This is a genomic window from Halosegnis rubeus (assembly GCF_009184545.1).
Classification (GTDB): domain Archaea; phylum Halobacteriota; class Halobacteria; order Halobacteriales; family Haloarculaceae; genus Halosegnis; species Halosegnis rubeus.
Window position 1 is genome coordinate 271,239 of sequence record NZ_QJOW01000002.1, and the last position, 22,704, is coordinate 293,942.

The 22,704-nt window shown below is 66.2% G+C and carries 27 protein-coding genes and 1 tRNA gene; 14 read left to right on the forward strand and 14 right to left on the reverse strand.

Annotated features, from left to right (window positions below; all coding sequences use genetic code 11):
• Positions 1–91 precede the first annotated feature (91 nt).
• The 4 genes from DMP03_RS05995 to DMP03_RS06010 are packed head-to-tail and all read left to right on the forward strand — an operon-like array spanning position 92 to position 3,195.
• Entirely contained in the window at positions 92–1,153 is a 1,062-nt protein-coding gene (locus DMP03_RS05995; protein ID WP_152119795.1) for an aminotransferase class I/II-fold pyridoxal phosphate-dependent enzyme, read from the forward strand.
• 44 nt (positions 1,154–1,197) lie between these two features.
• On the forward strand, positions 1,198–1,575 hold the full coding sequence (locus tag DMP03_RS06000) for a translation initiation factor IF-5A (RefSeq protein WP_152119796.1): 378 nt from the start codon (positions 1,198–1,200) through the stop codon (positions 1,573–1,575).
• Between the two features lie 21 nt (positions 1,576–1,596).
• A complete protein-coding gene (locus DMP03_RS06005) occupies positions 1,597–2,409 on the forward strand; it encodes an arginase family protein (RefSeq protein ID WP_152119797.1) in 813 nt (270 codons plus the stop codon).
• Between the two features lie 24 nt (positions 2,410–2,433).
• A complete protein-coding gene (locus tag DMP03_RS06010; protein ID WP_152119798.1) occupies positions 2,434–3,195 on the forward strand; it encodes a Nif3-like dinuclear metal center hexameric protein in 762 nt (253 codons plus the stop codon).
• On the opposite strand, the gene DMP03_RS06015 is transcribed toward DMP03_RS06010, so the two are convergent.
• The 5 genes from DMP03_RS06015 to DMP03_RS06035 all read right to left on the reverse strand — a co-directional run bounded on the left by DMP03_RS06015 (position 3,190) and on the right by DMP03_RS06035 (position 7,678).
• Positions 3,190–3,903: a hypothetical protein gene (locus DMP03_RS06015; RefSeq protein ID WP_152119799.1), complete on the reverse strand. Its 714-nt coding sequence runs from the start codon at positions 3,901–3,903 to the stop codon at positions 3,190–3,192. The two genes, DMP03_RS06010 and DMP03_RS06015, sit on opposite strands and share 6 nt — an antisense overlap.
• Before the next feature lie 91 nt (positions 3,904–3,994).
• On the reverse strand, positions 3,995–4,867 hold the full coding sequence (locus tag DMP03_RS06020; RefSeq protein ID WP_152119800.1) for a ZIP family metal transporter: 873 nt from the start codon (positions 4,865–4,867) through the stop codon (positions 3,995–3,997).
• A gap of 67 nt (positions 4,868–4,934) precedes the next feature.
• Entirely contained in the window at positions 4,935–5,624 is a 690-nt protein-coding gene (locus tag DMP03_RS06025) for an SDR family NAD(P)-dependent oxidoreductase (protein WP_152119801.1), read from the reverse strand.
• A gap of 34 nt (positions 5,625–5,658) precedes the next feature.
• Positions 5,659–7,320, reverse strand: coding sequence for an ABC1 kinase family protein (locus tag DMP03_RS06030; protein WP_152119802.1), 1,662 nt, complete (start codon positions 7,318–7,320; stop codon positions 5,659–5,661).
• 1 nt (position 7,321) lies between these two features.
• Positions 7,322–7,678, reverse strand: coding sequence for an Hsp20/alpha crystallin family protein (locus DMP03_RS06035; RefSeq protein ID WP_152119803.1), 357 nt, complete (start codon positions 7,676–7,678; stop codon positions 7,322–7,324).
• Positions 7,679–7,796: 118 nt separating this feature from the next.
• On the opposite strand from DMP03_RS06035, the gene DMP03_RS06040 reads away from it, so the two are divergent.
• Positions 7,797–8,672, forward strand: a complete 876-nt coding sequence (locus DMP03_RS06040) for a homoserine kinase (RefSeq protein WP_152119804.1) — start codon at positions 7,797–7,799, stop codon at positions 8,670–8,672.
• A 12-nt stretch (positions 8,673–8,684) separates the two neighbouring features.
• On the opposite strand, the gene DMP03_RS06045 is transcribed toward DMP03_RS06040, so the two are convergent.
• Both DMP03_RS06045 and DMP03_RS06050 read right to left on the reverse strand, forming a co-directional pair.
• Positions 8,685–10,910: a CDC48 family AAA ATPase gene (locus tag DMP03_RS06045; RefSeq protein ID WP_152119805.1), complete on the reverse strand. Its 2,226-nt coding sequence runs from the start codon at positions 10,908–10,910 to the stop codon at positions 8,685–8,687.
• A gap of 67 nt (positions 10,911–10,977) precedes the next feature.
• Positions 10,978–11,937 (reverse strand): transcription initiation factor IIB, encoded by a 960-nt coding sequence (locus DMP03_RS06050; protein WP_152119806.1) that lies wholly within the window; start codon positions 11,935–11,937, stop codon positions 10,978–10,980.
• Between the two features lie 193 nt (positions 11,938–12,130).
• Here DMP03_RS06050 and rnhA point away from each other — a divergent pair, with 193 nt between their 5' ends.
• Positions 12,131–12,724: a ribonuclease HI gene (gene rnhA, locus DMP03_RS06055; RefSeq protein WP_152119807.1), complete on the forward strand. Its 594-nt coding sequence runs from the start codon at positions 12,131–12,133 to the stop codon at positions 12,722–12,724.
• Positions 12,711–13,289, forward strand: a complete 579-nt coding sequence (locus DMP03_RS06060) for a DUF7108 family protein (RefSeq protein ID WP_152119808.1) — start codon at positions 12,711–12,713, stop codon at positions 13,287–13,289. The genes rnhA and DMP03_RS06060 overlap by 14 nt, the downstream gene beginning before the upstream one ends.
• Before the next feature lie 42 nt (positions 13,290–13,331).
• On the opposite strand, the gene DMP03_RS06065 is transcribed toward DMP03_RS06060, so the two are convergent.
• Positions 13,332–13,682 (reverse strand): PadR family transcriptional regulator, encoded by a 351-nt coding sequence (locus DMP03_RS06065; RefSeq protein WP_152119809.1) that lies wholly within the window; start codon positions 13,680–13,682, stop codon positions 13,332–13,334.
• A 529-nt stretch (positions 13,683–14,211) separates the two neighbouring features.
• On the opposite strand from DMP03_RS06065, the gene DMP03_RS06070 reads away from it, so the two are divergent.
• On the forward strand, positions 14,212–14,745 hold the full coding sequence (locus tag DMP03_RS06070) for an inorganic diphosphatase (protein ID WP_152119810.1): 534 nt from the start codon (positions 14,212–14,214) through the stop codon (positions 14,743–14,745).
• 46 nt (positions 14,746–14,791) lie between these two features.
• Positions 14,792–15,130 (forward strand): DUF192 domain-containing protein, encoded by a 339-nt coding sequence (locus DMP03_RS06075; protein ID WP_152119811.1) that lies wholly within the window; start codon positions 14,792–14,794, stop codon positions 15,128–15,130.
• On the opposite strand, the gene DMP03_RS06080 is transcribed toward DMP03_RS06075, so the two are convergent.
• Positions 15,127–15,726, reverse strand: coding sequence for a hypothetical protein (locus tag DMP03_RS06080; RefSeq protein WP_152119812.1), 600 nt, complete (start codon positions 15,724–15,726; stop codon positions 15,127–15,129). The genes DMP03_RS06075 and DMP03_RS06080 overlap by 4 nt on opposite strands.
• A 79-nt stretch (positions 15,727–15,805) precedes the next feature.
• Here DMP03_RS06080 and DMP03_RS06085 point away from each other — a divergent pair, with 79 nt between their 5' ends.
• Both DMP03_RS06085 and DMP03_RS06090 read left to right on the forward strand, forming a co-directional pair.
• Complete coding sequence (locus tag DMP03_RS06085) at positions 15,806–16,093, forward strand: hypothetical protein (protein WP_152119813.1); 288 nt, start codon at positions 15,806–15,808, stop codon at positions 16,091–16,093.
• A gap of 42 nt (positions 16,094–16,135) precedes the next feature.
• Positions 16,136–16,381: a hypothetical protein gene (locus tag DMP03_RS06090; protein ID WP_152119814.1), complete on the forward strand. Its 246-nt coding sequence runs from the start codon at positions 16,136–16,138 to the stop codon at positions 16,379–16,381.
• Between the two features lie 5 nt (positions 16,382–16,386).
• Here DMP03_RS06090 and DMP03_RS06095 read toward each other — a convergent pair whose 3' ends face one another.
• Together DMP03_RS06095 and DMP03_RS06100 are read right to left on the reverse strand one after the other, a co-directional pair.
• On the reverse strand, positions 16,387–16,854 hold the full coding sequence (locus DMP03_RS06095; protein ID WP_152119815.1) for a pyridoxamine 5'-phosphate oxidase family protein: 468 nt from the start codon (positions 16,852–16,854) through the stop codon (positions 16,387–16,389).
• Positions 16,855–17,078: 224 nt separating this feature from the next.
• Positions 17,079–17,163 (reverse strand) — tRNA-Ser (locus DMP03_RS06100).
• Positions 17,164–17,237: 74 nt separating this feature from the next.
• On the opposite strand from DMP03_RS06100, the gene DMP03_RS06105 reads away from it, so the two are divergent.
• On the forward strand, positions 17,238–17,546 hold the full coding sequence (locus tag DMP03_RS06105; protein ID WP_152119816.1) for an ATPase domain-containing protein: 309 nt from the start codon (positions 17,238–17,240) through the stop codon (positions 17,544–17,546).
• Positions 17,547–17,549: 3 nt separating this feature from the next.
• Positions 17,550–19,313 (forward strand): PAS domain-containing protein, encoded by a 1,764-nt coding sequence (locus DMP03_RS06110; RefSeq protein WP_152119817.1) that lies wholly within the window; start codon positions 17,550–17,552, stop codon positions 19,311–19,313.
• On the opposite strand, the gene DMP03_RS06115 is transcribed toward DMP03_RS06110, so the two are convergent.
• On the reverse strand, positions 19,310–19,843 hold the full coding sequence (locus DMP03_RS06115) for a hypothetical protein (RefSeq protein ID WP_152119818.1): 534 nt from the start codon (positions 19,841–19,843) through the stop codon (positions 19,310–19,312). The genes DMP03_RS06110 and DMP03_RS06115 overlap by 4 nt on opposite strands.
• A 64-nt stretch (positions 19,844–19,907) precedes the next feature.
• Between DMP03_RS06115 and DMP03_RS06120 the strand changes: the two genes are divergently transcribed.
• Positions 19,908–21,527 carry a DUF7289 family protein gene (locus tag DMP03_RS06120; RefSeq protein WP_152119819.1) on the forward strand — a complete coding sequence of 540 codons (1,620 nt, stop codon included), beginning with the start codon at positions 19,908–19,910 and terminating at the stop codon, positions 21,525–21,527.
• Here DMP03_RS06120 and DMP03_RS06125 read toward each other — a convergent pair.
• Together DMP03_RS06125 and DMP03_RS06130 are read right to left on the reverse strand one after the other, a co-directional pair.
• The gene (locus tag DMP03_RS06125) at positions 21,524–22,279 is read right to left on the reverse strand and encodes a DUF7289 family protein (RefSeq protein WP_152119820.1); all 756 of its coding nucleotides are present in this window, start codon (positions 22,277–22,279) and stop codon (positions 21,524–21,526) included. The genes DMP03_RS06120 and DMP03_RS06125 overlap by 4 nt on opposite strands.
• A complete protein-coding gene (locus DMP03_RS06130) occupies positions 22,276–22,704 on the reverse strand; it encodes a DUF7266 family protein (RefSeq protein ID WP_152119821.1) in 429 nt (142 codons plus the stop codon). Before DMP03_RS06130 ends, DMP03_RS06125 begins: the two co-directional genes overlap by 4 nt.

Consider the following 22,704-nt stretch of genomic DNA (forward strand, 5'->3'; position numbering starts at 1 on the left):
CGCCCCGAACCGACCGCGGAGGTCGAACTCTGTCCGTCCGCGTGCAACACCTCCCCCGACAGGGCTATTCTCCCGGCTCCGAAGGTCCGGTATGGACATCGAGCCGTTCGAGTTGGAGCGCTTCTTCGACCGCTTCGAACACGACGCCGACATCATGCTCGCGGAGTCGGGCATTGAGTCCCGCTCCACCGCGGAGTTCGACACCGACCCCGGCGAACTCGGCTACGTCATCCCGACCGGCGGCGACCCACAACTGCGCGAGCAGGTCGCCGCCCGCTACGACCGGTCGGGCGACGAGGTACTGTTCACCTGTGGCGCACAGGAGGCCAACTTCACGACGTTCGCCGCGCTGATGGGCGAGCACGCCGTCACCGTCGCGCCGACGTACCAGTCCCTGTCTGCCGTCCCCGACGCCTTCGGCGAGGTGACGACCGTCGATCTCGACCCGCCGGCGTGGACGCTCGACACCGACCGCGTGCGAGACGCCCTCCGGCCAGAAACGGCGGTGCTCGTCGTCAACAACCCGAACAATCCGACCGGCCGGTATCTCGACGAGGCGACGATGCGGGAGCTGTACGACATCGCCGCCGCCAACGACACCTACCTGCTGTGTGATGAGGTGTATCGACTGCTCGCGGAGGAGCCACTCCCGCCGGTCGCTTCCTTCGGCGAGTACGGCATCTCAACGTCGTCGGTGACGAAGGCCCACGGGCTTGCAGGCTGTCGGTTCGGCTGGGTCGCTGGCCCTTCGGAGGTAATCGAGGCGGCCGCAAACTGGAAGGACTACACCACCATCTCGCCGTCGACGTTCGGGCAACACGTCGCGAAGCAGGCGCTCGACCGCGAAGACGAGATTCTGGCCGAGAACCGCGAGCAGGCGCGCGACCACTGCGAGCGCGTGGACGAGTTCCTCGCCGACCACGGCATGTCGTGGCGTGAACCCACGGGCGTCAACGGCTTTCCGACCGTGCCCGACGGCTTCGCGACCGGCCGGGCGTTCTGTGAGGCGTTCGTCCGCGAGGAGTCAGTGCTGCTCGCGCCCGGTGGCGCGTTCGGCGTTCCAGACCGGTTCCGCATCGGGTTCGGGCTAGCGAGCGAGGAGTTGACGGAGGGACTCGCCCGCCTGGACGCGTTTCTCACACGCCGCGTCTGAGGGGTATCGTACCGTTTATACCGACAAAGCGGAAATGCAGGATTATGGCACGAGAGCAGACCGAGGTCCGCGAACTGCAGGAAGGTAACTACGTGATGATTAACGACACGCCGTCGGTCATCACCGCCTACAGCACGTCGAAGCCGGGCAAACACGGCAGCGCGAAGGCTCGCGTCGAGGGACAGGGCGTCTTCGACGGCGGGCAAAAGCGAAACTTCACGAACCCCGTCGACGCGAAGGTGTGGGTTCCCATCATCACGCGCAAGCAGGGGCAGGTGGTCTCCACCAGCTCCGGCGAGATGCAGGTGATGGACCTCGAGACCTACGAGACGTTCACGATGCGCGTCCCGGACGAACTCGACGTGTCGGCCGACGATGAGATCGAGTTCCTCGAGTACGAAGACCAGCGCAAGGTCGTTTAAGATGCACGCCGAAGCCCGGCCATGTCTCAGTTTCCGGGCGCGAACGCCGCACCCGACGACGCAGAGTATGCCGTCGTCGGTGCACCACTCGACGTATCGACCACCTTCCAGCCGGGGACGCGGTTCGGCCCGGACCGTATCCGCCGGTTCGCGCGGACCTTCGACGACTACGACCGCCGAACGGACTCCTTCTTCACCGACCGTTCCGTCCACGACGCCGGCGACCTCCACGCGTGGGACGACGCCGCGGAGTACTTGAATTTCCTCGAAGCCGACCTCCGGGAGTGGCACGACGGCGGCGTGACGCCACTACTCGTCGGCGGTGAACACACCGTCTCCGTCGCCGGCGTGCGCGCGACCGACCCCGACGTGTTCGTCGCCGTCGACGCCCACCTCGATTTGCGCACCGAGTACGACGGCAACGAGCTTTCACACGCCACCGCGACCCGCCACGCCCTCGACGTTGCAGACGAGGCCGTCGTCATCGGAGCACGCACCGGCTCGCCCGAGGAGTACGAGCGCGCCGCCGAGTCGGACGTGACCGTCGTCCCCCCCGAGGATGTGAGCGCGTGGACGCCCGCGTTCGACGGCGATGTGTACCTCTCGGTCGATATCGACGGCGCGGACCCGGCCTTCGCGCCCGGGACGGGGACGACGGAGCCGTTCGGACTCACCTCGCGTGAGATGCGCGACGTGGTGCGCGCTGTCGCGCCCCACTGTATCGCCTTCGACACCGTGGAGGTGAACGACCGCGACGACGGGCAGGCGGCCTCGCTCGCTGGCAAACTGCTCCGGGAGTTCGTCTTCAGCCACGCGGCGGAGCCGAGCGCCTAACACCCTCGCTCCCGTGGCTCGGATATGCATCTCTCCGAGTTCGTCGAACGGCTCGACACCGAACTGCAGGTCGACGAGTGGGCCGGCGCGGATTACGCCGTCAACGGGCTACAGGTCGGTCCTGAGTCAGCCGACGTCGACCACGTCGCCTTCGCCGTCGACGGGGTCGTCGAGACGTTCGAGCAAGCGGCCGACGCCGGCGTGGACGCGCTCGTCGTCCACCACGGCATCTCGTGGGGTGGTATCGACCGCGTGACGGGCAAGGAGTACGATCGTGTCCGAGCACTGCTCGATAACGATATCGCGCTGTATGCAGCCCACGCCCCCCTCGACGCCCACGACGAGTACGGCAACGCCGCCCGACTGTGTGACAGGCTCGGCCTCGATGTCGTCGCACCGTTCGGCGAGAGCGGGCCGGGTCACGCCGGCCAGCGCGGTCGCGCCGAGGCGCCGTTCTCGACGAGGGAACTCCGAGCGGAACTCGCGACGCTGGAAGGCGCTGGCGACGTGCAGGTGCTCGATTTCGGTCCCGACGAGCTGTCGGACATCGCCGTGCTCACCGGGAGCGGCACCGACTGGCTGGACGAAGCGCGCAACCTCGGCGTCGACGCGCTCGTCACGGGCGAAGGGAAACAGCCGGCGTATCACGAAGCGAAAGAGGCGGGCATCTCGGTGTTTCTCGCCGGCCACTACGCGACGGAGACGCTGGGCGTGAAGGCGCTCCAGTCGCTCACCGAGGAGTGGGGACTCGACACGACGTACATCTCCCACCCGACCGGGCTATAGCGACTCGACGGACAGCGAGAAGCCCCACTCGGCGGTCGTCCACGCGTCGTCCGTCGCCGTCCCGCTCGACGTGCCGACCGGTTCTTCGATTCCGTACGTCGCTTCGAACCGGTGCTCGCCGGTCGGGAGACACGTCTCGGCGTCGGGATTGGCGTACAGGCCGACGAACGCGGTCAACGTGCCGTCGGCCGGTATCGACACCGTCCCGTACTCCGTCGTTTGGGCCAGCGGCTCGGTGAGCCGCCAACACGGCGCGTCCTCGTCGGTCGGATACGGCGGCCGCTCGCGCTCGGGCACGCCCGTCGTTGAGCGCTCGGAGTGCGGGAGCAGTTGGTAGCTGAAGTCGCTGCTCGACACGTACTGGAACACCACGTCGCGGTACTCCCCGACGACGGTCTCGTCGGTCGGATTCTCCACGTCGACCCGAAGCACCGCCGGCCCGTCGGCCGTGACGAACTCCTCGACGACGATCACCGCCGGCTCGACGGCGAGGTCGGGGTTATCGTCGCTCGAGACGAGCCGCACGCGACCGGCCGCGTCCTCCGGCGGTGGCGTCTCGGTGTCTGTCGGCGTCTCAGTATCGGCCCCACCGGTATCACCACTTCCGCCGTCGCTCGGACTGCCGGTACAGCCGGCGAGACCGGCGGCGGTCGCGACGCCGGCCACACGCAAGAGCGCACGTCGGGTCGACTGGTGTCCGTCAGTCATACCCTCTCTACACCGTTCTCGCAGATAAGCCGGCTGGAGACACAAACCGGCGTTTGAGTAACCGAACCCCGGACCGTCGCGGCCGAACGGGTCAGATGAGGAGCCACGCGGCGACGACGGCCAGCGCGCCCGTCGCCGTCGAGCCGACGGCGTGGACGCGGAGCTTATCGAGCAGCGCGTGGGCGTTCTCCGACAGCTGTGCGACCTCGCCGACCTCCGTCCCCGTCTCGCACTCGGGGAGGAAGTCCATCGCGACGTGGAGAAAGACGCCGGCACCGAACCCGAACAGGACGGCCTTCATCTCCATCGAGAAGGTCGGATTGAGCAGAGCGACGGGAATTGCGGTCAGGCCGACGCCGGCCGCCGGCAGCAGGAGGACGGAGACCGGCTTGCCGGCCATGCGGAGCCGTCGCGCGGCGGCGTAGCCGGCCGGTCCCTTGTGCGAGACGATAGAGAGCCCGAGCAGATAGCCGACCGTCGGGAGCGCCGCGTAGATGGTCCCGATGACGAGTCCGGCAGAGAGGGCGTGAGCCGTGATCTGTGCCGCGGTGCTGTCGAACGCCGAGTTTAGGTGCGAGAGCCGGTGGCCGATGGTGTGGCCGCCGTAGGCCGCAAGCAGACCGAGCGCGACGCCGACGCCGCCGGCCTTCGCGCCGAGGACGCCGCCGCTCTGTTGTCCGAGCGCGAACGCCTGCGGGAGCAAGAACAGACTCGCCGAGGTGACCATCGCGCCGGCGGCCAGTCCGTACCCCCACACGAGCCGGCGGGCGTTCTGTTTTCCCGCCGCGCGAGCGCCCGGCACGGCAAAGCAGGCCATCGCGAGAAACGCCACCGCGGAGACCACGAGCACCTTCCGCTCGCCAACGCTGTACCCCACCGCGAGCAGTACGACCAACAGCACCGTCGCGCCGACGCCGACGAGCGAGCGCCCGCCCGCCTGTGTCCGCCCAGTGTCACCTGTCATTACTAACTTCGAGTCGAAGATTAACAATAAGGGCGTCGGTTCACAACGTGCGAGCTGAAGTTATTAACTATCGCGTTGCGGACTTCCAGTCGCGAAGCGAGAGCACCGCCCCGTCCATCTCCTCGGGGTCGGTCTCGGTCGCGGCCCACCGGAACATCGGAGCCACGTCGTCGGGGTCGCGACCCTGCATCCCGTTGGTCAGCTCCGAGGAAACCTGGCCGGGGTCGACGACGGCCGTCGGATACTCGAGTTCGGCGGCGAACTGCCGGACGAGCGCCTCGGCGAACGCCTTCGAGGCGGCGTACGAGCCGAAGCCAGCGCTGGCGTCGCGAGCGATACTCCCCGAGGGGACGAGTAGGCGCGCGTCGTCGGCCAGATGCGGGAGTGCTTCGCGTATCGCCGCGAAGACGCCCCGGCCGTTCACCTGCGTGTGCTCGTCGAAGGCACTGTACGACTCCTCTGCGAGTGGCGTCTCGCCGGGCGCGCCGTGGTAGACGCCGGCATTGGCGAACAGGGTGTCGACCTCGCCGCCCTCGCGGGCGGCCGTCTCCATCAGCCGCTCCATATCGTACTCGTCGCGCACGTCCGCCCGCTGGACGATCGCCTCGCCGCCGGCCTCACGCACGTCGCTCGCGACGGCGTCGAGCGCGTCCTTCGACCGGGCACAACAGACGACTCGGTCGCCGTGTTCACCGTACTCGCGTGCGATGGCTGCGCCGATGCCGCGACTCGCCCCCGTGATGACTACCGTGTCCATACTCGGCGTAGGTGTGCTCGCAGTATGGAGTTTGTCACTCGTCGCGTCGGTTCAGGTTCTGGCGCGTGAACTGCGGCTGGGCGCTGATGCTCGAACTCGACTTCGTGAACGAGCGGTACAACAGCACCACCAAGCCGAGCGCGAGCACCGCCGCGACGACCGTCACCTGCAGCGACGCGAACAGATACAACAGCGCCGTCGACGGAAGCGCGAACGCGAGCAGGATGCCGTAGATGAGCCGACTCGCCAGCTTCCGGAACATCGGCGGGTCGTTCGGGAACTCCACCGTCGCCTCCAGGTTCCCGCGCTCGACGGTGTCGAGTACGTCCTCCAGCTTCGGCGGGACGCGGAACAGCGACTGGGTTGTCTCCGACAGCTGCGTGCCCGTATCCCGGACTGCATCGCGGACCCCCTCTTCTATGTAGCCTTCCTCGCCGAGATACTCGGTCGCGACGGTGATGAAGTCGAACTCGGGGTCGAGGGTCACGCAGACGCCCTCCACGACCGTCGCGACGCGCAACACCAGTGCGAGATTCGGTGGGAGCCGAAGGGGGAACTCGTACAGCGTATCTTCGATCTGCATGACGATCTGCTGGACGCGGTACTGCTCTATGTCCTCGCCGCGGGCGTCTGCGATAGCCAGCTCCATCACCTCGCTCATCACCTCGCGGTCGGCGTCCGGCGACAGCGTCCCCATGCTGACGAGCGTGTCGAGCACTGCGTCCGTATCCTGTCGTGCGATGGCGACGTAGAAGTCGATGATCTTCTCCTGGACGAAGGGGTCCACCCGGTCGCTCATGCCGAAGTCGTAGAAGACGAGGGTCCCGTCGTCCTGTACCGCGAGGTTGCCGGGGTGCGGGTCTGCGTGGAAGACGCCGTCGTCGACGATCATCTGAAGATACACCCGCTGGAGGGTCTCGGCCAGTCGAGTCCGGTCGACGTCGAGGTCGTCGAGGCTGTCGATGTCGTTGATCTTCGTCCCCGGGACGTACTCCATCGTGAGCACGCGGTCGGTCGACCGGTCTTCGTACACGTCGGGAATTCGGAGGCGGTCGTCGCCCTCGAAGTTCGCGCGAATCTCGCGGAGCATCTCCCGCTCGCGGCGGTAATCCATCTCGTCGCGGATGACGCGGGAGAACTCGTTGGCCAGCGTCTCCATCGAGAAGGAGCGCGAGTCGTCCACGAACCGCATCAACAGCGGCAACAGGGTGGAGATGACCCAGAGGTCGGCCTCGACGAGCGACTCGACGCCCGGGCGACGAATCTTCACCGCCACCTGCTCGCCGTCGAGTTCCGCGACGTGGACCTGTCCGAGCGACGCGCCGCTGATGGCGTCGGTGTCGAACTCGTCGAACGACTCCTCGACGGGACCGAGCTCTTCTTCCAACACTCGCTTGGCGTCCGTCCACTCGGCCGGCGGAACGCGGTCCTGTAGCTCCTCGAACTCCTCGATGTACTCCGGCGGCAACACGTCGGGCCGCGTCGAGAGCAGCTGACCGAGCTTGATGAACGTCGGCCCGAGCGTGAGCAACGACTCGAGCAGCGACCGCGCGCGCCGCCTTCGGGTCTCGGTGTCGACGGTCCGACCGCTCCCGAAGAGGATGAATCGCTTGCGGTCGCGGGCGTACGCTACCAACAGCGGCAGGAACTGCACCGCGACGACGACGAATCGACGGTACGCGCGAAGGACGGCCACGTCAGGCGTCCGACACCGGGACGCTCGTCCCCCCCGTCACCGCGGTCTTCGGGAGCGTCACCGTCAGGACGCCGCGCTCGACCGTCGCTGTCGCGTCCGGTGCATCGACCGTCGGCGGCAGCGGCAGTTCGGTGTCGAGAAACAGCGACCGCTCCTCGGTGACGTAGCGGAACGCCGTCGGCACGTCCTTGTCGCGGCGGGCCTCGATACGGAGGCGGCCCCCCTCGGCGGTCACGTCCACCGTGTCGGCCGTGACCCCCGGTAGGTCGAGAACGACGCGATACGCCTCGTCGCTCTCGAGCAAGTCGGCGAACACCGCTTCCGGAAGATTCCCCAGTGCCTCACGAAGCGCACTCATACTCCGACAGATGGTCGCGCGAGCGAAAAAGCCCCCGGTGGCGTGACCCCCGCGCCCCCGTGGTGTGACACTCTCGGCTTCGGGTAGTTTTATCGGGGCACCCGCCAACGACGTTGGTATGCTTCGCGTGCGGGCACCGGCCACGAGTGCGAACCTCGGAAGTGGCTTCGACACCTTCGGCGTCGCGCTGGACCGCCCCAGCGACGTGGTCACCGTCGAGAAGGCCGACCGCACCACCATCGACGTGTCTGGCGTCGGCTCGCGTTTCATTCCGGAAGACCCCGAGAAGAACACCGTCGGAGCCGTCGCCGAGGCGCTCGACGCGCCCGCTCACATCAGCATCGAGAAGGGCGTCCGTCCGGCATCGGGACTCGGCTCGTCCGCCGCCAGCGCGGCCGCCGCTGCGGTCGCGCTCAACGAACTGTACGACCGCGGGAAGACCCGCGAGGAGCTCGTTCCCATCGCCGCCGAGGGGGAGGCGGTCGTCTCCGGTGACGCTCACGCCGACAACGTTGCCCCCTCCATCCTCGGTGGCTTCACCATCGCTCGCGACGACGGCGTCACCTGTCTCGACGCGGACATCTCGCTCGTCGCCTGTCTCCCCGAAATCGTCATCTCGACGCGTGACGCCAGACAGGTCGTCCCCGAGCACGCCCAGATGTCCCAGGTGGTCGAGACCGTCCGCAACGCCGCCACCCTGACTGCGGGGATCGCACGCTCGGACCCGGCGCTCGTCGGCCGCGGCATGGACGACCCGATTGTGACGCCGGCCCGCGCAAAGCTCATCGACGGCTACGACACCGTCAGGCAGGCTGCCTTCGATGCCGGCGCGAGCGGCGTCACCATCTCCGGGGCCGGTCCCGGGATTCTCGCGGTCTGTCCGGGTGACACGCAGCGGGACATCGCGCTCGCGACCATCGAGGCCTTCGCCGAGGAAGATATCGAGGCGCGCGCCTTTCAGACCGCAATCGGTCCCGGTGCGACGATACTGTAAAAGAGTCGGGCGCTACTGGAAGCCGATTTTCCCGGCGCCGCCCGTGCGGTCCAGCCCGGAAGAGCTTCCCTTGAACTGGTCTTCGATGCCCTCGTAGTAGTCCCTGATGTCCTCGTTGATGGTCGGACGGACGCTGTCGAGCGCCTGCCGGAAGTGGCGCATCTCGACCGTGTCGGCGTCGTCGTCCTCGCGCAGCGCCTCGATGGCGGCTTCTCTCGCGATGGATTCGAGGTCGGAGCCGACGTAGCCGTCGGTGATCTCCGCGAGTTCGCGCAGACTCACGTCCGGCGACAGCGGCATGTCCTCGGTGTGGATGTTGAGAATCTGCTCGCGGCCTTCCAGGTCTGGTTCACCGACCATGACGAGCCGGTCGAACCGCCCCGAGCGGATGAGCGCCGGGTCGATCATGTCCGGGCGGTTCGTCGCCGCGACGACCATCACGTCGCCCATCTCTTCGAGTCCGTCAAGCTCAGTCAGCAGCTGGTTGACGACGCGCTCGCTCACGTTCGTCCCCGTGCCGCCGCCGCGGCCCGGAGCCAGCGAGTCGAGCTCGTCGAAGAAGATGACGGTCGGTGCGACCTGTCGCGCCTTCCGGAACGTCTGGCGGATGGCCTTCTCCGACTCGCCGACCCACTTCGAGAGCAGCTGTGGTCCGCGCACCGAGATGAAGTTCGCGTTCGTCTCGTTGGCGACGGCCTTCGCCATCAGCGTCTTCCCCGTGCCCGGCGGGCCGTACAGCAGGACGCCGGCCGGCGGGTCGATGCCGAAGCGGTCGAACTTATCGGGCGAGGAGAGCGGCCACTCGACGGCTTCTTGGACCTGCTCTTTGGCGTCGGTCAAACCACCCACTTGGTTCCACGAGAGCTTCGGGAGTTCGACGAGCACCTCTCGCATCGCCGAGGGACTCACCTCGTTTAACGCGCCGTCGAAGTCATCGCGTTTGATAATCATCCGGTCGATGAGACTCGGCGGGATATCCTCCTCGTCGAGGTCGATTTCGGGGAGGTAACGGCGCAGCGCCTTCATCGCGGCCTCCTTCGTCAGGCTCTCGATGTCGGCTCCCACGAACCCGTGCGTGTCGTCGGCGAGCGCCCCGAGCGACACGTCGTCGGACAACGGCATCCCGCGGGTGTGAATCTGGGCGATCTCCTTGCGGCCCTTCTCGTCAGGGACGCCGATTTCGATTTCGCGGTCGAACCGGCCCGGGCGGCGGAGCGCGGGGTCGACGCTGTCGACGCGGTTCGTCGCCCCGATGACGACGACCTGCCCGCGCGACTCGAGCCCGTCCATCATCGTCAACAGCTGGGCGACGACCCGGCGTTCGACCTCGCCGGTCACGTCCTCGCGCTTTGGAGCGATGGAATCGAGTTCGTCGATGAAGATGATGGAGGGGGACTCCTCGGTCGCCTCCTCGAAGATTTCACGCAGCTGCTGTTCGGACTCGCCGTAGTACTTCGAGATGATCTCCGGTCCGGCGATGGAGAAGAAGCTTGCCGAGGTCTCGTTGGCGACGGCCTTCGCAAGCAGGGTCTTCCCCGTGCCCGGCGGGCCGTGTAGGAGCACGCCCTGTGGCGGCTCGATGCCGAGCTTCGAGAAGATCTGCGGGTGCTTCATCGGCAGTTCGACCATCTCGCGGACGCGTTGAATCTCGTCGCCAAGCCCGCCGATGTCCTCGTAGGTGATGCCGCTGCCGGTCTTCTCGAAGCCGGAAATCGGCTCCTCGCGGAGTTCGACCTCGGTGTCTTCGGTGATGAGACAGACGCCCTCCGGCTCGGTCTCGATGGCGATGAGCGGAATTGCCTGTCCCGGCGAGCGCATGAACGGATGGTTCGTCGAGGACATCACGGGGACGATGTCGCGCTCGACGACCGGTCGTTTCAGAATCTGGCGTTTGACCATCCCGGCGGCATCGGAGCCGAACTGGACGGACGCCTCCTCGGGCGGGGCGAGCACCAGCTTGTCGGCTTTCGTCGCCTCGGCTTTCGTGATGGTGACGCGTTCGCCGATACCGACGTCGGCGTTTTGGCGAGTGAAGCCGTCGATGCGGACCGTGTCAGTGTTCCAGTCCTGCCGGTCTGCGCGCCACACCTTCGCCGCGGTGGTGTCTGCGCCTTCGATTTCGATGATGTCTCCCGGCGAGAGCTTGAGGTGAAGCAGCGTATCCGGGTCGAGCCGCGCAATGCCGCGACCGGAGTCGTTCGGGTACGCCTTCGCCACCTCTAGTTGGACCTCGTTCATGAGCGTGGTATCTACTACCAATCGGAGGTCCCCGGAAATATGTCTTGTGCTCGCTACGGCTAGCGATTCAGTACAGCCCCATCGCTTCGATCTGTTCCTGGTAGCGGTTCCGGATGGTGACCTCCGTCACCTGTGCAACCTCCGCGACCTCGCGTTGGGTCTTCTTCTCGTTGCACAACAGCGAGGAGGCGTAGATCGCGGCCGCCGCGTACCCCGTCGGCGACTTCCCCGAGAGCAGTCCCTGCTCTGCGGTCTTATCGATTATCTCCTTGGCCTTCGCGCGCACTTCGTCGCCGGCATCGAGCGAGGAGCAGAATCGCGGCACGTACTTCTTGGGGTCGACCGGCTCCATCTCAAGTCCGAGCTCCTGTGAGAGATACCGGTACGTGCGGCCGATCTCTTTGCGTTCGACGCGCGAGACCTCCGAAATCTCCTCCAGCGAGCGTGGAATCCCTTCCTTCCGACAGGCGGCGTACAGCGTCGCCGTCGAGACCCCCTCGATGGAGCGACCGCGGATGAGGTCGTCTTTGAGCGCGCGCCGGTAGATGACGGAAGCGACCTCACGCACCGACCGCGGCACGCCCAGCGCCGAGGACATGCGGTCGATTTCGCTCAGCGCGAACTGAAGATTGCGCTCGCCGGCGTCCTTCGTCCGGATTCGCTCCTGCCACTTCCGGAGCCGGTGCATCTGGCTCCGCTTCTCGGAGGAAATCGAGCGACCGTACGCGTCCTGATTCTTCCAGTCGATTTGGGTGGTCAGTCCCTTGTCGTGCATCGTCTGGGTCGTCGGCGCCCCCACGCGCGATTTCGACTGCCGCTCGGAGTGGTTGAACGCCCGCCACTCCGGTCCCCGGTCGATGTTCGACTCCTCGACCACGAGCCCACAGCCGTCACAGACGACCTCGTGGTCGCCGGTCGTCACGAGCGAATCCGTCCCACACTCCGGACAGGCGTTCTCGACCTCCGTCGTCTCCTCACTCTCGCCGGCCTCGCGGGTTCGGGTGCGCTCGCGACTGGGTCGTGTCATCTTATGTCTCCCCACAGCCGAATGTGGTATAAAACCACCCGGGTATCTGACCTCTCAAAACGGGCCGAATCCGCCCACTGGGGAGTGTCTGACGCGCTGCCGTTCCCGTCTCTCGCCCCCGATTTATATACCCGTTTGTGGCCGGGTTCCCGCGACACGACAGCCCTAACGCCGTCGGCCGGAAACTCCGTTTATGCCCGTCATCGAGTGTGACACCGCTGACGCCCGCGACCGACTCCGCGAGGCCGGCGTCGAGATTACGCCCGGCAACACCGACCACGAGCAGTGGCGCGCGACCGACGGTGACGCGACCGCCGTCGCCTACGAAGGGAAGGTCGTCGTCCAGGGCCAACGAACCGACCGGCTGGTCGGTCTCCTCCGCGGCGGCGGCGGTCGCGCCTACGTCTACTTCGACGGCGCGTGTCGCGGCAATCCCGGTCCCGCGGCCATCGGCTACGCCATCGTCACCGGTGACGGTATCGCCGCTGAGGGGGGCGAGCAGGTCGGCCGGATGACGAACAACCGTGCCGAGTACGAGGCGCTCATCCGGGCGCTCGAAGTGGCGACCGCCCGCGGCTTCGACACGCTCGAAATCAAGGGCGACTCACAGCTCGTCGTCAAACAGGTGCGCGGGGAGTGGGACACGAACGACCCCGACCTCCGGGAACGCCGGGTCCGCGTCAGAGAGTTGTTGTCCGGCGTCGACTGGAGTATCGAGCACGTTCCGCGGGAAATAAACGAGCGGGCCGATAACCTAGCGAACGACGCCTTCGATGCTTCCCGATGATATCCGCGACGAGGCGGAACGCCTGACGAAACTCGCCCGCGAGGTCGAACAGCGCGCTGAACACGACGCTCCCTTCGACGGCGACGACCCGACCGTCTCCGAGGCCGACCGCTATCGACAGCGCCGGGACGAACTGCTCGCCGACTACGACTACGTCGCTAGACTTCGCTCCGGCGACACGGACACCCACCTGGTCTTACACCCCGACGACTGGACCGACGAGGAGGGAACCGTCGTGATGGAGCGCGTCGACACCGACGAGGCAATCGAGCGCCAGCTGTCGGGAACAGGCGACGGCGACAACTGGCACGCGGTCGAAGAGCACAACCGCGCCGTCGCCGACCGTATCGAGCGCGAACACGGCGAGCTACACGGCTACAACGCCCACCGGCTCGCCGACTTCGCCGGCAACCACTACGCGAAGCCCATCGAACAGCTCACGCCCCCCGAGCGACGGGAGTTCATCACTGACTACTATCCGCGCAACGCCTTCCCCGACGAGCAACAGCGGGCCGCACTGGAGGAGTCGGTCGAACTCACCGTCGAGGCTGCAGAGTCGACGTAGCCGCGGCTCCGGGGCTGGTGACTCGGAGAAACAGACTCAGACTCAGTTGAGTCGTGCTTCGAGCGCCTCGACGCGCTCCTCGGCGGCCGTGAACTTCTCGAACTCCCACGCGTACTGGTCGAGTAGCACGTCGATGCCCTCCTCGGTGAGTTCGTACTGATTCGTCCGCTTGTCGAGTTCGCTCTTCTCGACGAGCCCGAGTTCGACGAGGTCGTCGAGATTCGGGTAGAGTCGGCCGTGGTTGACCTCCGTCCCGTAATACTCCTCGAGTTCGCGCTTGATGGCGAGCCCGTAGCGTGCCTCCTCCGCGAGGATGGTGAGGATGTTCCGCTGGAACGCCGTGAGTTCGCTTGCAATGCCTGGGGTGCCCGTGACTGATTGTGCCTCTGACATGGTACTGTTAACGTAGTTGACGTATTTAACACTTGGCGAACATCTGTTCTGCCAGCGGGCTCGCCGTTGTGTCTACCACCGTGTACGTCTCGATAGGCCTTAGAGAGTTTCGGTAAGCTCCTGAGGTATTATAGAGGTTCGAGGAGAATACTGGTGGCGTTAGCCACCAGATGAATCCGACAGGTTAAATCACAAACAACCGTATCAGAATGTATGCGTGGGGAACTGGCGGTTGACTCGGTGTTCACCACGACTCTTAGTCGAAATCAAAAAGTAAGCCGACCACGCCGACAGTCGTTACACAATCAGGTAACTCGAAGCCCTCTACAGGGTACGAGTAACGGCTTCGTGACAGAGCCACTGGCTGACTGTCCAGCAAATCTTAGACCCCCAATCTTCAGGATTGACCTGCCCGTCCAACACTGGGTGGGAGGCCCGCGCCTTTAGACGCGGGAGGATGTCACTCACCGAATATCGGCCGTACAGAGTAATCGAAAGTGGTTTTTGACAGCCAATCCCAGCGCGGAGTATGGCAAATCTCTGGGAGGACATGGAGACGGGACCGAACGCGCCCGAGGAAATCTACGCCGTCGTTGAGTGTCTCAAGGGCGAGCGCAACAAGTACGAGTACGACAAGGACATCCCGGGCGTCGTGCTCGACCGCGTGCTCCACTCGAACGTCCACTACCCCTCGGATTACGGCTTCATCCCGCAGTCGTACTACGACGACGAGGACCCCTTCGACGTGCTCGTGCTCGTCGAAGACCAGACGTTCCCGGGCTGCGTCATCGAGGCGCGTCCCGTCGCGCTCATGAAGATGGACGACGACGGCGAGCAGGACGACAAGGTCATCGCCGTCCCGAGTGAGGACCCGCGCTACGACCACATCGAGGACCTCGAAGACATCCCACAACAGCAGCTCGACGAGATCGAGGAGTTCTTCGAGACGTACAAGAATCTGGAGGAGGGCAAAGAGGTCGAGACCCTCGGCTTCGAGGGCCAGCAGGCCGCCTTCGACGCCATCGAGCACGCTCAGGAGCTGTACGACGAGCAGTTCGCGTAGAGCGGACCGCCCAAACCCTCATACCGAGTCGCCGACAGAGTCGGCCGTGCAGGTCGTACACGAGGAGTCCGGCGACACCGTTGCGACGACCGTCGACGTGGCCGACAGCTTTCTCGCCCGCGCTCGCGGGCTGATGTTCCGGCGGTCGGTTCCCGACGACTACGCGCTCGTCTTCAAGTTCACGGGCCAGTCGACACGGGGCCTCCACATGGTGTTCGTCCCGTTCGCCATCGACGCCGTGTGGCTCACCGACGGCGTCGTCCAACAGGTGACACGGCTCTCGGCGTGGACCGGCCGCGGGAGAGCGGTCGCCGACACCGTCATTGAACTCCCCGCGGGCGCGGCCGACGACATTGAACCGGGCGACCACGTCACGGTCGACTAGGCCGGCGAGAGCCGAAGCTCCCACGTCCAGTAGTCGCCCACCACGAGCAGGAGCCGGTAGGTCTCTCCCCCGTAGCGGACGTGCTCCGCGTCCGGAAGCGGCGGTCTGTCGGCACCTAACTCCGTGTGGTAGCCGCCGTCGACGGCCGCTGCGACGACCTCACGCTCGCCGTCGCTCAGGTTCGCCGCGTCGACGACTGTCGTGTTCGGGCCGGGTTCGGCGACCTCGGTTTCGACGCCGTAGCTCGCGTACAGGTCGCCCTGCGTGAGCGACACCTCGTACCGGGTCCCGTCGTAGCGCACGTACTCGACGTCGTGGAACGCGTTCACCGCATCAGGGCCGAACCGCGTCTCGGGAACGTGTGGCGAGTCGGGCAGGAACCGGACGGTCCCGTTCACCGCGGCCCGGACCACCGCCTGCTCCGTCTCGGAGAGGTCGGCGTAGGCGACTGTCTCGGGTGTTTCGGTCGCTGTTCCGGGTATCGGGTCGGGCGTCGGGCTTGCTGTGTCCGTCTGGGTCTCGATCGGTGTCGCCGCCGGCCCGCCGGTACAGCCGGCGACGAGCACGAGCGCGACGAGGAGGAGGGCGGTGCGCACACGCAAACTCGCTGACACGGTGGTAAGTGCTTTCGGGCGTATCCGTACTGTTTTGTCGAGAGACGCGCCTACATCGGGTGTGAGCGACGACGAGTATCTCGTGGAGATCAAGCGGTCGGCCCGGAAGGTGTCGCCCGACGCCGGCCGGTGGGTGCGCGCCCACGGGACGCGGCGAGCGTTCGCCACGAAGGCGCTCGCCGCCCAGTGGGCGCGCATCATGTCGCCGCCCGAGCGCACGGTCTGGGTGCAGGACGCCGCACCGTGGGACGAGAGCGACGTCGACGGCTACGTCGTCGGCGGGCGGCGCGTCTCCCCGCGTCGGGACCCCGACCCGGGCGAGCAGGAGTCGCTCGCCAACGTCGAGTGACCGCGAGCGTGAATTTATGCTCGCGTAGCCGCGAGAGAGCGTATGGAAAGCGACGGCTCGGAGTTCACGCTCAGCCGCAAGCGCGCGCTCCGCGGGATTCTCCCGTTTCTCGCGCTCGGCGTCGCCGACGTGATTCTCCTCTTAGAGTGGGGACTCGACCCGCTGTGGGGGTTCATGATTCTGCCGCCTATCCTGATGATTAGCGTGCTCGGGTGGGTGGCGTTCCGCGGCGGCATGATTCGCAACCGCGGTGTCGAACCCGGCGAGGACGACCCCGACGACCAGTAGCCGGCTCAGTAGGTCGGTGCCGGCCGGTACGACTGGTCGCGCGCCACCACCGTCTCCGGCTCTACCCGAACGAGCGTCGCCGAGTCGGGCGGCTGTTCGACGTACGTATGAAAACGGTCGTCCCACGTCTCTCGTCCCGCGCCCAGATACTTCGCGTACAGTCGTCCTGCACGCTCGGCGTCGAACGGCTCCAGCGTCGCCGTTCCGCGCACACCGACGTGTTGGATGAGCCCGCGGGCCGGCTCTGAGTCCACGACGCTGACGGCCACTCGCTCGTCCTCCTCGATGCGGTCGGTGAAGCTGTTGGACGCGCGGTCGGCGTCGATCCAGACGGTCTCGGTCTCCTCGTCGTACAGAAACCACACCGGCGAGTCGCGCGGCCCGTCCGGGCTCGCGGTCGCGATGTGGGCAAACAGCGGACGCGCGAGAAACGTCGCAATCGGCACACCGAGGGTGTCCTCGACGATTTCCATGCGCAATGCTTGCCGCATCTGCACTTAGCGGTTGAGATGTCGGGACGACACGCAGGGCGGTCGCTCGGCAGATACGACAAAACGCCGAGAGTGAGATATTGAACTACGCGACGACGCTCGCGATGCTCGCGTCGTCTCTCGTTCAAACTCACGCAGCGTTCACCGACGCGGGTAGCTCACGGCTTCGCTGTCGCTCACCAGTTCGCTACGGTGCGTCGGAAAAGCGCCGAGAGTGAGATTTGAACTCACGTGTCCGTGAGGACAGTAGATTTCGAATCTACCGCCTTGGCCAGGCTAGGCTATCTCGGCTCACTCGCACGTCTGCCGGGCGCGAGTTTAGGGATTACGATTCGGCTGAGAGATCCGAGCCTTCTTGTGTTGGTATGACGTTGTGTCGCTATCTCAAGCGCATGGGCGTCACCACCATCCTCATCGACGAGGTCGGCAGCCTGGCGGGGTCGCTCGACGCCACCGACGAGCGGGTGAGCTATCTCGCCGATAACATGATTTTCCTCCGGTACGTGGAGATGGACGGCGAGATTCGAAAGGTGGTCGGCGTCCTCAAAAAGCGATTCAGCAACTTCGAGCAGTCGCTGCGCGAGCTGCGTATCGACACCGACGGCGCCACTCTCGGTGAGGCACTTACCGACCGGCGCGGTATCCTCACCGGCGTCCCAGAACTGATTGAGTAGCCGATGGACACGCACCGCCGGTCCGATACGGACGACGGCGCGGTGCGGATTACCCTCGGTTTCGACAGCGACCGGAACCGCGAACTGCTCGCACAGCTGCTCGCCCAGTACGACGTAGTCGATTTCGACGGATCGGTCCCCGACGGCACGGACCTGTGTATCGTCGACGCCGGCGCGTTCTCCCGAGTTCGGGATGCACTCACAGCGTGGAAGACAGCCAGCCAGCCGACAGCCGCACCGGCGCTGCTCGTCGCGACAGGCGACGAGACGGCGTTGTGGGAAGAGTACGGCGACGCGGTCGGGACGGCCGTCGACGCAATTCAGTCGATTCCAGCCCCGAAACGCGCAATCGAGACGCGCGTCTCGGCACTGGTGGAGACGCGCGAGGAGTCAAAGCTCGCAGCCGACCGCCGCAACCAACTCGAACTCTACGGGCGGGCCATGGACGGTGCCGAAACCGGTATCATCATGACCGAAGCAGACAACGACCATCCAATCGTCTACGCTAACGACGGCTTCCTCGAGATGACGGGCTACGACCGCGAGGACGTGCTCGGGCGCAACTGCCGGTTCCTGCAGGGACCCGACACCGACGAGCAGACGCGCACGGAACTGCGGGAGGCACTTCAGGCCCGCGAGCAGGTCAGCGTCGAGATTCTGAACTACCGGAAGTCTGGCGAGCCGTTCTGGAACGAACTCGAAATCGTCCCCGTCACCGAAGACGGCAGCATCTCGCACTTCATCGGCTTCCAGCGGGATATCACCGAGCGAAAGGCCAGAGAGCGAATCCTCCAGCGCCACCAGCGAATCGTCCAGTCGGTGAGCGACCCGATTCTCGTGCTCGACCCCGCGGGAACCATCGAGTACGCCAACGACGCGGCCGCACAGGTGTTCGGTGCCGACACGACCGACACCGCCGTGACGGGCTTGTTCGACGAGGAGCAGGCCGGCGAGCTGATGGACAGCTTGATGCTCGCGCTCGCCCGCGATGAGACCCGCGAACAGGAGCTGACGCTGCCGGGTGACCGCCACACCTACCAGTTCCGCTTCCGGCCCGAGACGCTGGAGGGGAGTCGGCGGGTCATCGTCGTCGCGCGCGACATCACCGACATCCGCCGCCAACAGGAGCGACTCTCCGTGCTCGACCGGGTGTTGCGTCACAATCTCCGCAACAAGCTGAACGTGGTAGCCGGCCACGCCGCGACGCTGACGGACGCACCCGACAGCGACCCGGAGACGATACAGTCCGCGGGCGAGCGCATCTCCGCGGCCGCAGAGAACCTGTTAGACATCGCCGAGTCGGTTCGCAAGTTCGGCGACGACACCGCTATCGACGGACAGGCCGGCCAACAGTGCGACCTCGCCGAACTGGTCGAACAGACCGTCCCGCGACTGGAAGTCATCTACCCCGAGGCCAACGTCGAGACGGTGGCGCCGGAGTCTGCCGTCGCCGTCTGTCCGGACCAAATCGAGTTCTGTCTGAAAAAGCTGTTCGACGACGCAATCGACCGCAGCGGGGACGGCTCGAAGATCACCGTCTCCGTCGTCGACCGGAACGACGTGGTCGAACTCCGGGTCCACGACGACGGCGAGGCGATGCCACAGATCGAGCGCCGCGCGCTCATGACCGGCTCCGAGACGCCACTGGAACACACGCAGGGTATCGCGTTGTGGCTGGTCAGGTGGGCCGTCGAGGGCGTCGGTGGACAGTTCCACGTCGACGTCGAGAACGGGACGACGGTGACGCTGTCGCTGCCCGCGGTTTAACTCGACGCGTACGCCTCGACGCCCCGGACCAGCGGCCGGAGATACGAATCCCGGTAGGCGTCGACATCGGAATCGAGCAGGTCGAACCGCTTGTACACCATCGCGCTCACGACTTCGCGGAACTCCTCGAGTGTGAGTTCCGAAATCGGTCGCCTCGACCCCGGCGGACAGTCCCCGGGCCGAATCGGGAGCATGACGAAGGTGTCGGTCGGGGCGTGGTCGCCGACGAAGTGGAGCGTCTCCACGCTGCCGCCCGGCTTCGGCTCGTGGACGGCGACGACGCCGGCGTCGGTCACGAACGGGTCGGCGTCGGTGTCGACCCCCAGTCCGAGCGCGACGATGACGAACTCCACGTCGGCCGGGACCGCCTCGGTGAGGCGGGTAAAGACGTCGCCGAAGCGGTCGCGGAACGCCTCCGCCGTGAGGTCCTGCAGTTCGTTGTACAACGTTCCGACGCTGCGGCGGTCGTCGCCGAGGGCGTCGGCGAGGTCGGGCGGCAGGTCGTGTTCGATGTCGAGACGCGCTGTCACGGGCGTGTGTTCACGTCCTGAAACAAGCCCCTGTCGTTATCACCGTTGACGCCGTGTACGATGTATGAACGAGCGGGGCCAATCGTCGACGCTCGGAACGGTGTTCGTTATCGCCATCACCGTGGCCGCCGCGACGGCGACCGTCGGCGCGGCCGTGTACACGCTCGACGAGTCGCGCACACAGGCCAACGAGGAGCGTGCCGGCATCGCGGCCGCGCAGTTCGACTCCGCGGCCGCCCTCGTCGCCTTCGGCGAGACTGGCCAGGCGACGACCGTCGGTATCGGTAACGCCGACAGTATCACCGTCTCCGACGGCGGTTCGATCTCCGTCATCGCGACCGCAGACGACGGGACCACCCAGACGCTGGTGGACGAACCCCTCGGCGCAGTCGAGTACGCCACCGACGGCGACACCCTCGCGTATCAGGGTGGCGGGGTCTGGCGACAGGGCGACGGCTACGCCCGCATGGTCTCGCCTCCGGAGTTCGATTTTAACGACGATACGCTCACCATCCCCGTCGTGAGCGTGACCGCAGCCGACCTCCCGGCGCGATTCTCGGGCGACACCGTTCGGCTCGCCTCCGGCGGTAGCGAGACGACGTATCCCTCCCCCGAAAGCGGTGTCAACCCCGTCGAAGACCGCGAACTCACCGTCCGAGTGCAAAGCGACTACTACCGCGCGTGGGGGCGCTACTTCGAGCGCTGGGTCGGCGGTGACGTGACCATGGACGATTCGACCGAGACGGCGAGTGTCACCCTCACGACCGAGTACGACAACAGCATCTTCTACGGCGCGGCGGCAACCGGCACCTCCGGCTTCAACCTGAAGGGCGGCGGCGGCTCGCCCACCTTCCTCGACAGCTACGACTCCACGGAGGGGCCGTACTCCGAGAGCCAACGGGATGACGGACGTATCGTCGCGACGAGCAACGTCAACCTCGGCGGTGGCGTCACCGTCTACGGTGACGTCATCGTCCCCGAAGGGAACTACGTCAACGTCAACGGAAACGCCGAGATTCGCAACGGCGAGGTCATCAAACAGCCGGTCGAGGTACAACGCCCCGGCGGCCGCGTCACGCAACGCGTTGCGAGCGCGCGCGACGATAATAATAACAGCAATGTCGCCGCGCTCGCCGACAACTCGCTCGCCGGTGACGGCGACGTGACGCTCTCTGCCGGCACCTACTACATCGACGGGGAACTCCAGTTGGACGGGCACACGCTGACGCTCGAACCGTCCACAGACGAGGAGGTCACGCTCGCGGTCACCGGCAACATCGACATCTCTAACGGCGGTGAAATCGCGGTCGCCGGCAACAACGACAACGCCGCCAGAGTGTACACGACCGGCGGCAGCGTGAGCATGAGCAGCGGCGAGGTGTCCGTCCTCGACGACGCGTCACCGCGGTTCTGGCTCTACGGCACCGACGACCTGACCGCGACGATGTCCTCACAGTCGCGGTTCGTCGGCATCTTCTACGCGCCGGGTGACCGCTCCTCGCTGGATATGCGGTCGGAAAGCGAGATATTCGGCGCGATGGCCGTGGGCAAACCCGACCTCAGGTCCGGGTCGACTATCCACTACGACCTCGCCGCCAGTGGAATGCCGGCGTACGACAGCGATGTAACGATCTTCTCGTATCTCCACGTCTCGCGCAACACGGTCGTCGTCGAGGAGTCCTAGCGGAGGTCGAGCGCCGTGGTGAACTCCTCGATGATGAGCCGTCGGGTCTCGTGACTGTAGACGACCGTCCCGTCGGTCGGGTCGTCGTCCACCGCGGTGAGTCCCTCGCGCTGGAAGTATCGGTTCCACGCGGCCGCTCGCTCCGGCGTCGTCTCGATGGCCACCTCGACGGTGTATGGCGTCCCCGCGCTCGGACCGGCGGTCCGGTGGTCGAGCAGTTCCTCGTTTTGAGTGGCGGCGACGATCTGGACCGGTGAGCCGGTGGAGACGCTGTCTGCACCGGTCAATAACACGACCGGGAGAGTCGTCCGCTCGTCGCCGAAGTGGAACGGCGGGTCGGCCGTCATCCCGACGCCGCCCGGCCCGCTGCGGAACCGCGCGCCGAGCGCCAGCCCGACCGACTGGTCGTCGATGGTGTGGGTAAAGCGACTGCTCGCCGACCCGTAATCGAACAGGTCGGTCCCACCTTGCGAGACGACGATGTCAACGTCGAGCCGCCCGCCCACGGAGAGGGTCCCTCCGTTCGGTTTCAGCTCCGTCGCGCGCCGGGGGACACCCGTCTGGTACACCGTCTCGACGCTCTTATCGAGGATGGCAACGCCACTTTCTGCGGCGTCGATACGGGCGTTCTGTTGTGTCGTGGTGACTGCCCCCAGCCCGTCACCGAGGACGAACGCGATGGTCACCGCCACGACGGAGAACACGAGGATGTAGCTGAGCACCTCCGAGACGCCACGCTCGTCGGCCGTCATCGCGTCTCACCAACGGACAGCCCGTTCCCGTCGTACCGAACCGCGAGGTCCGTCCCCCGTGTCGTCGAGTCGACCAGCGGCCGGGTCGTCGAGACCGGGACCCGAACCGTGACCGCCGGGTCGGCCGTCGACACCACCAGCTGCTCGTTGCTCGCGTCGAGTCTAATCCGGTAGTTCATCCCGACGGCCCGCTCGGGGACGGCCGGCTCGACGTACACCGTCCCTTCGCGGGTCGCCAGCGCGTCGGCCGCGGTGAGCTGTGACGCCACCCGCTCGCCCACGACGGTGAGCTGGTCGCGGATGGCCTGTTCCTGTCGCCCCTCGACGAACGTGCCGACGCCGGTGATGAGTCCGGTGATGAGCAGCGTCGCAACCCCGATGGCGAGCACGTAGCCGATCGTCGACGACTGGGCGCGCTCGCGCAC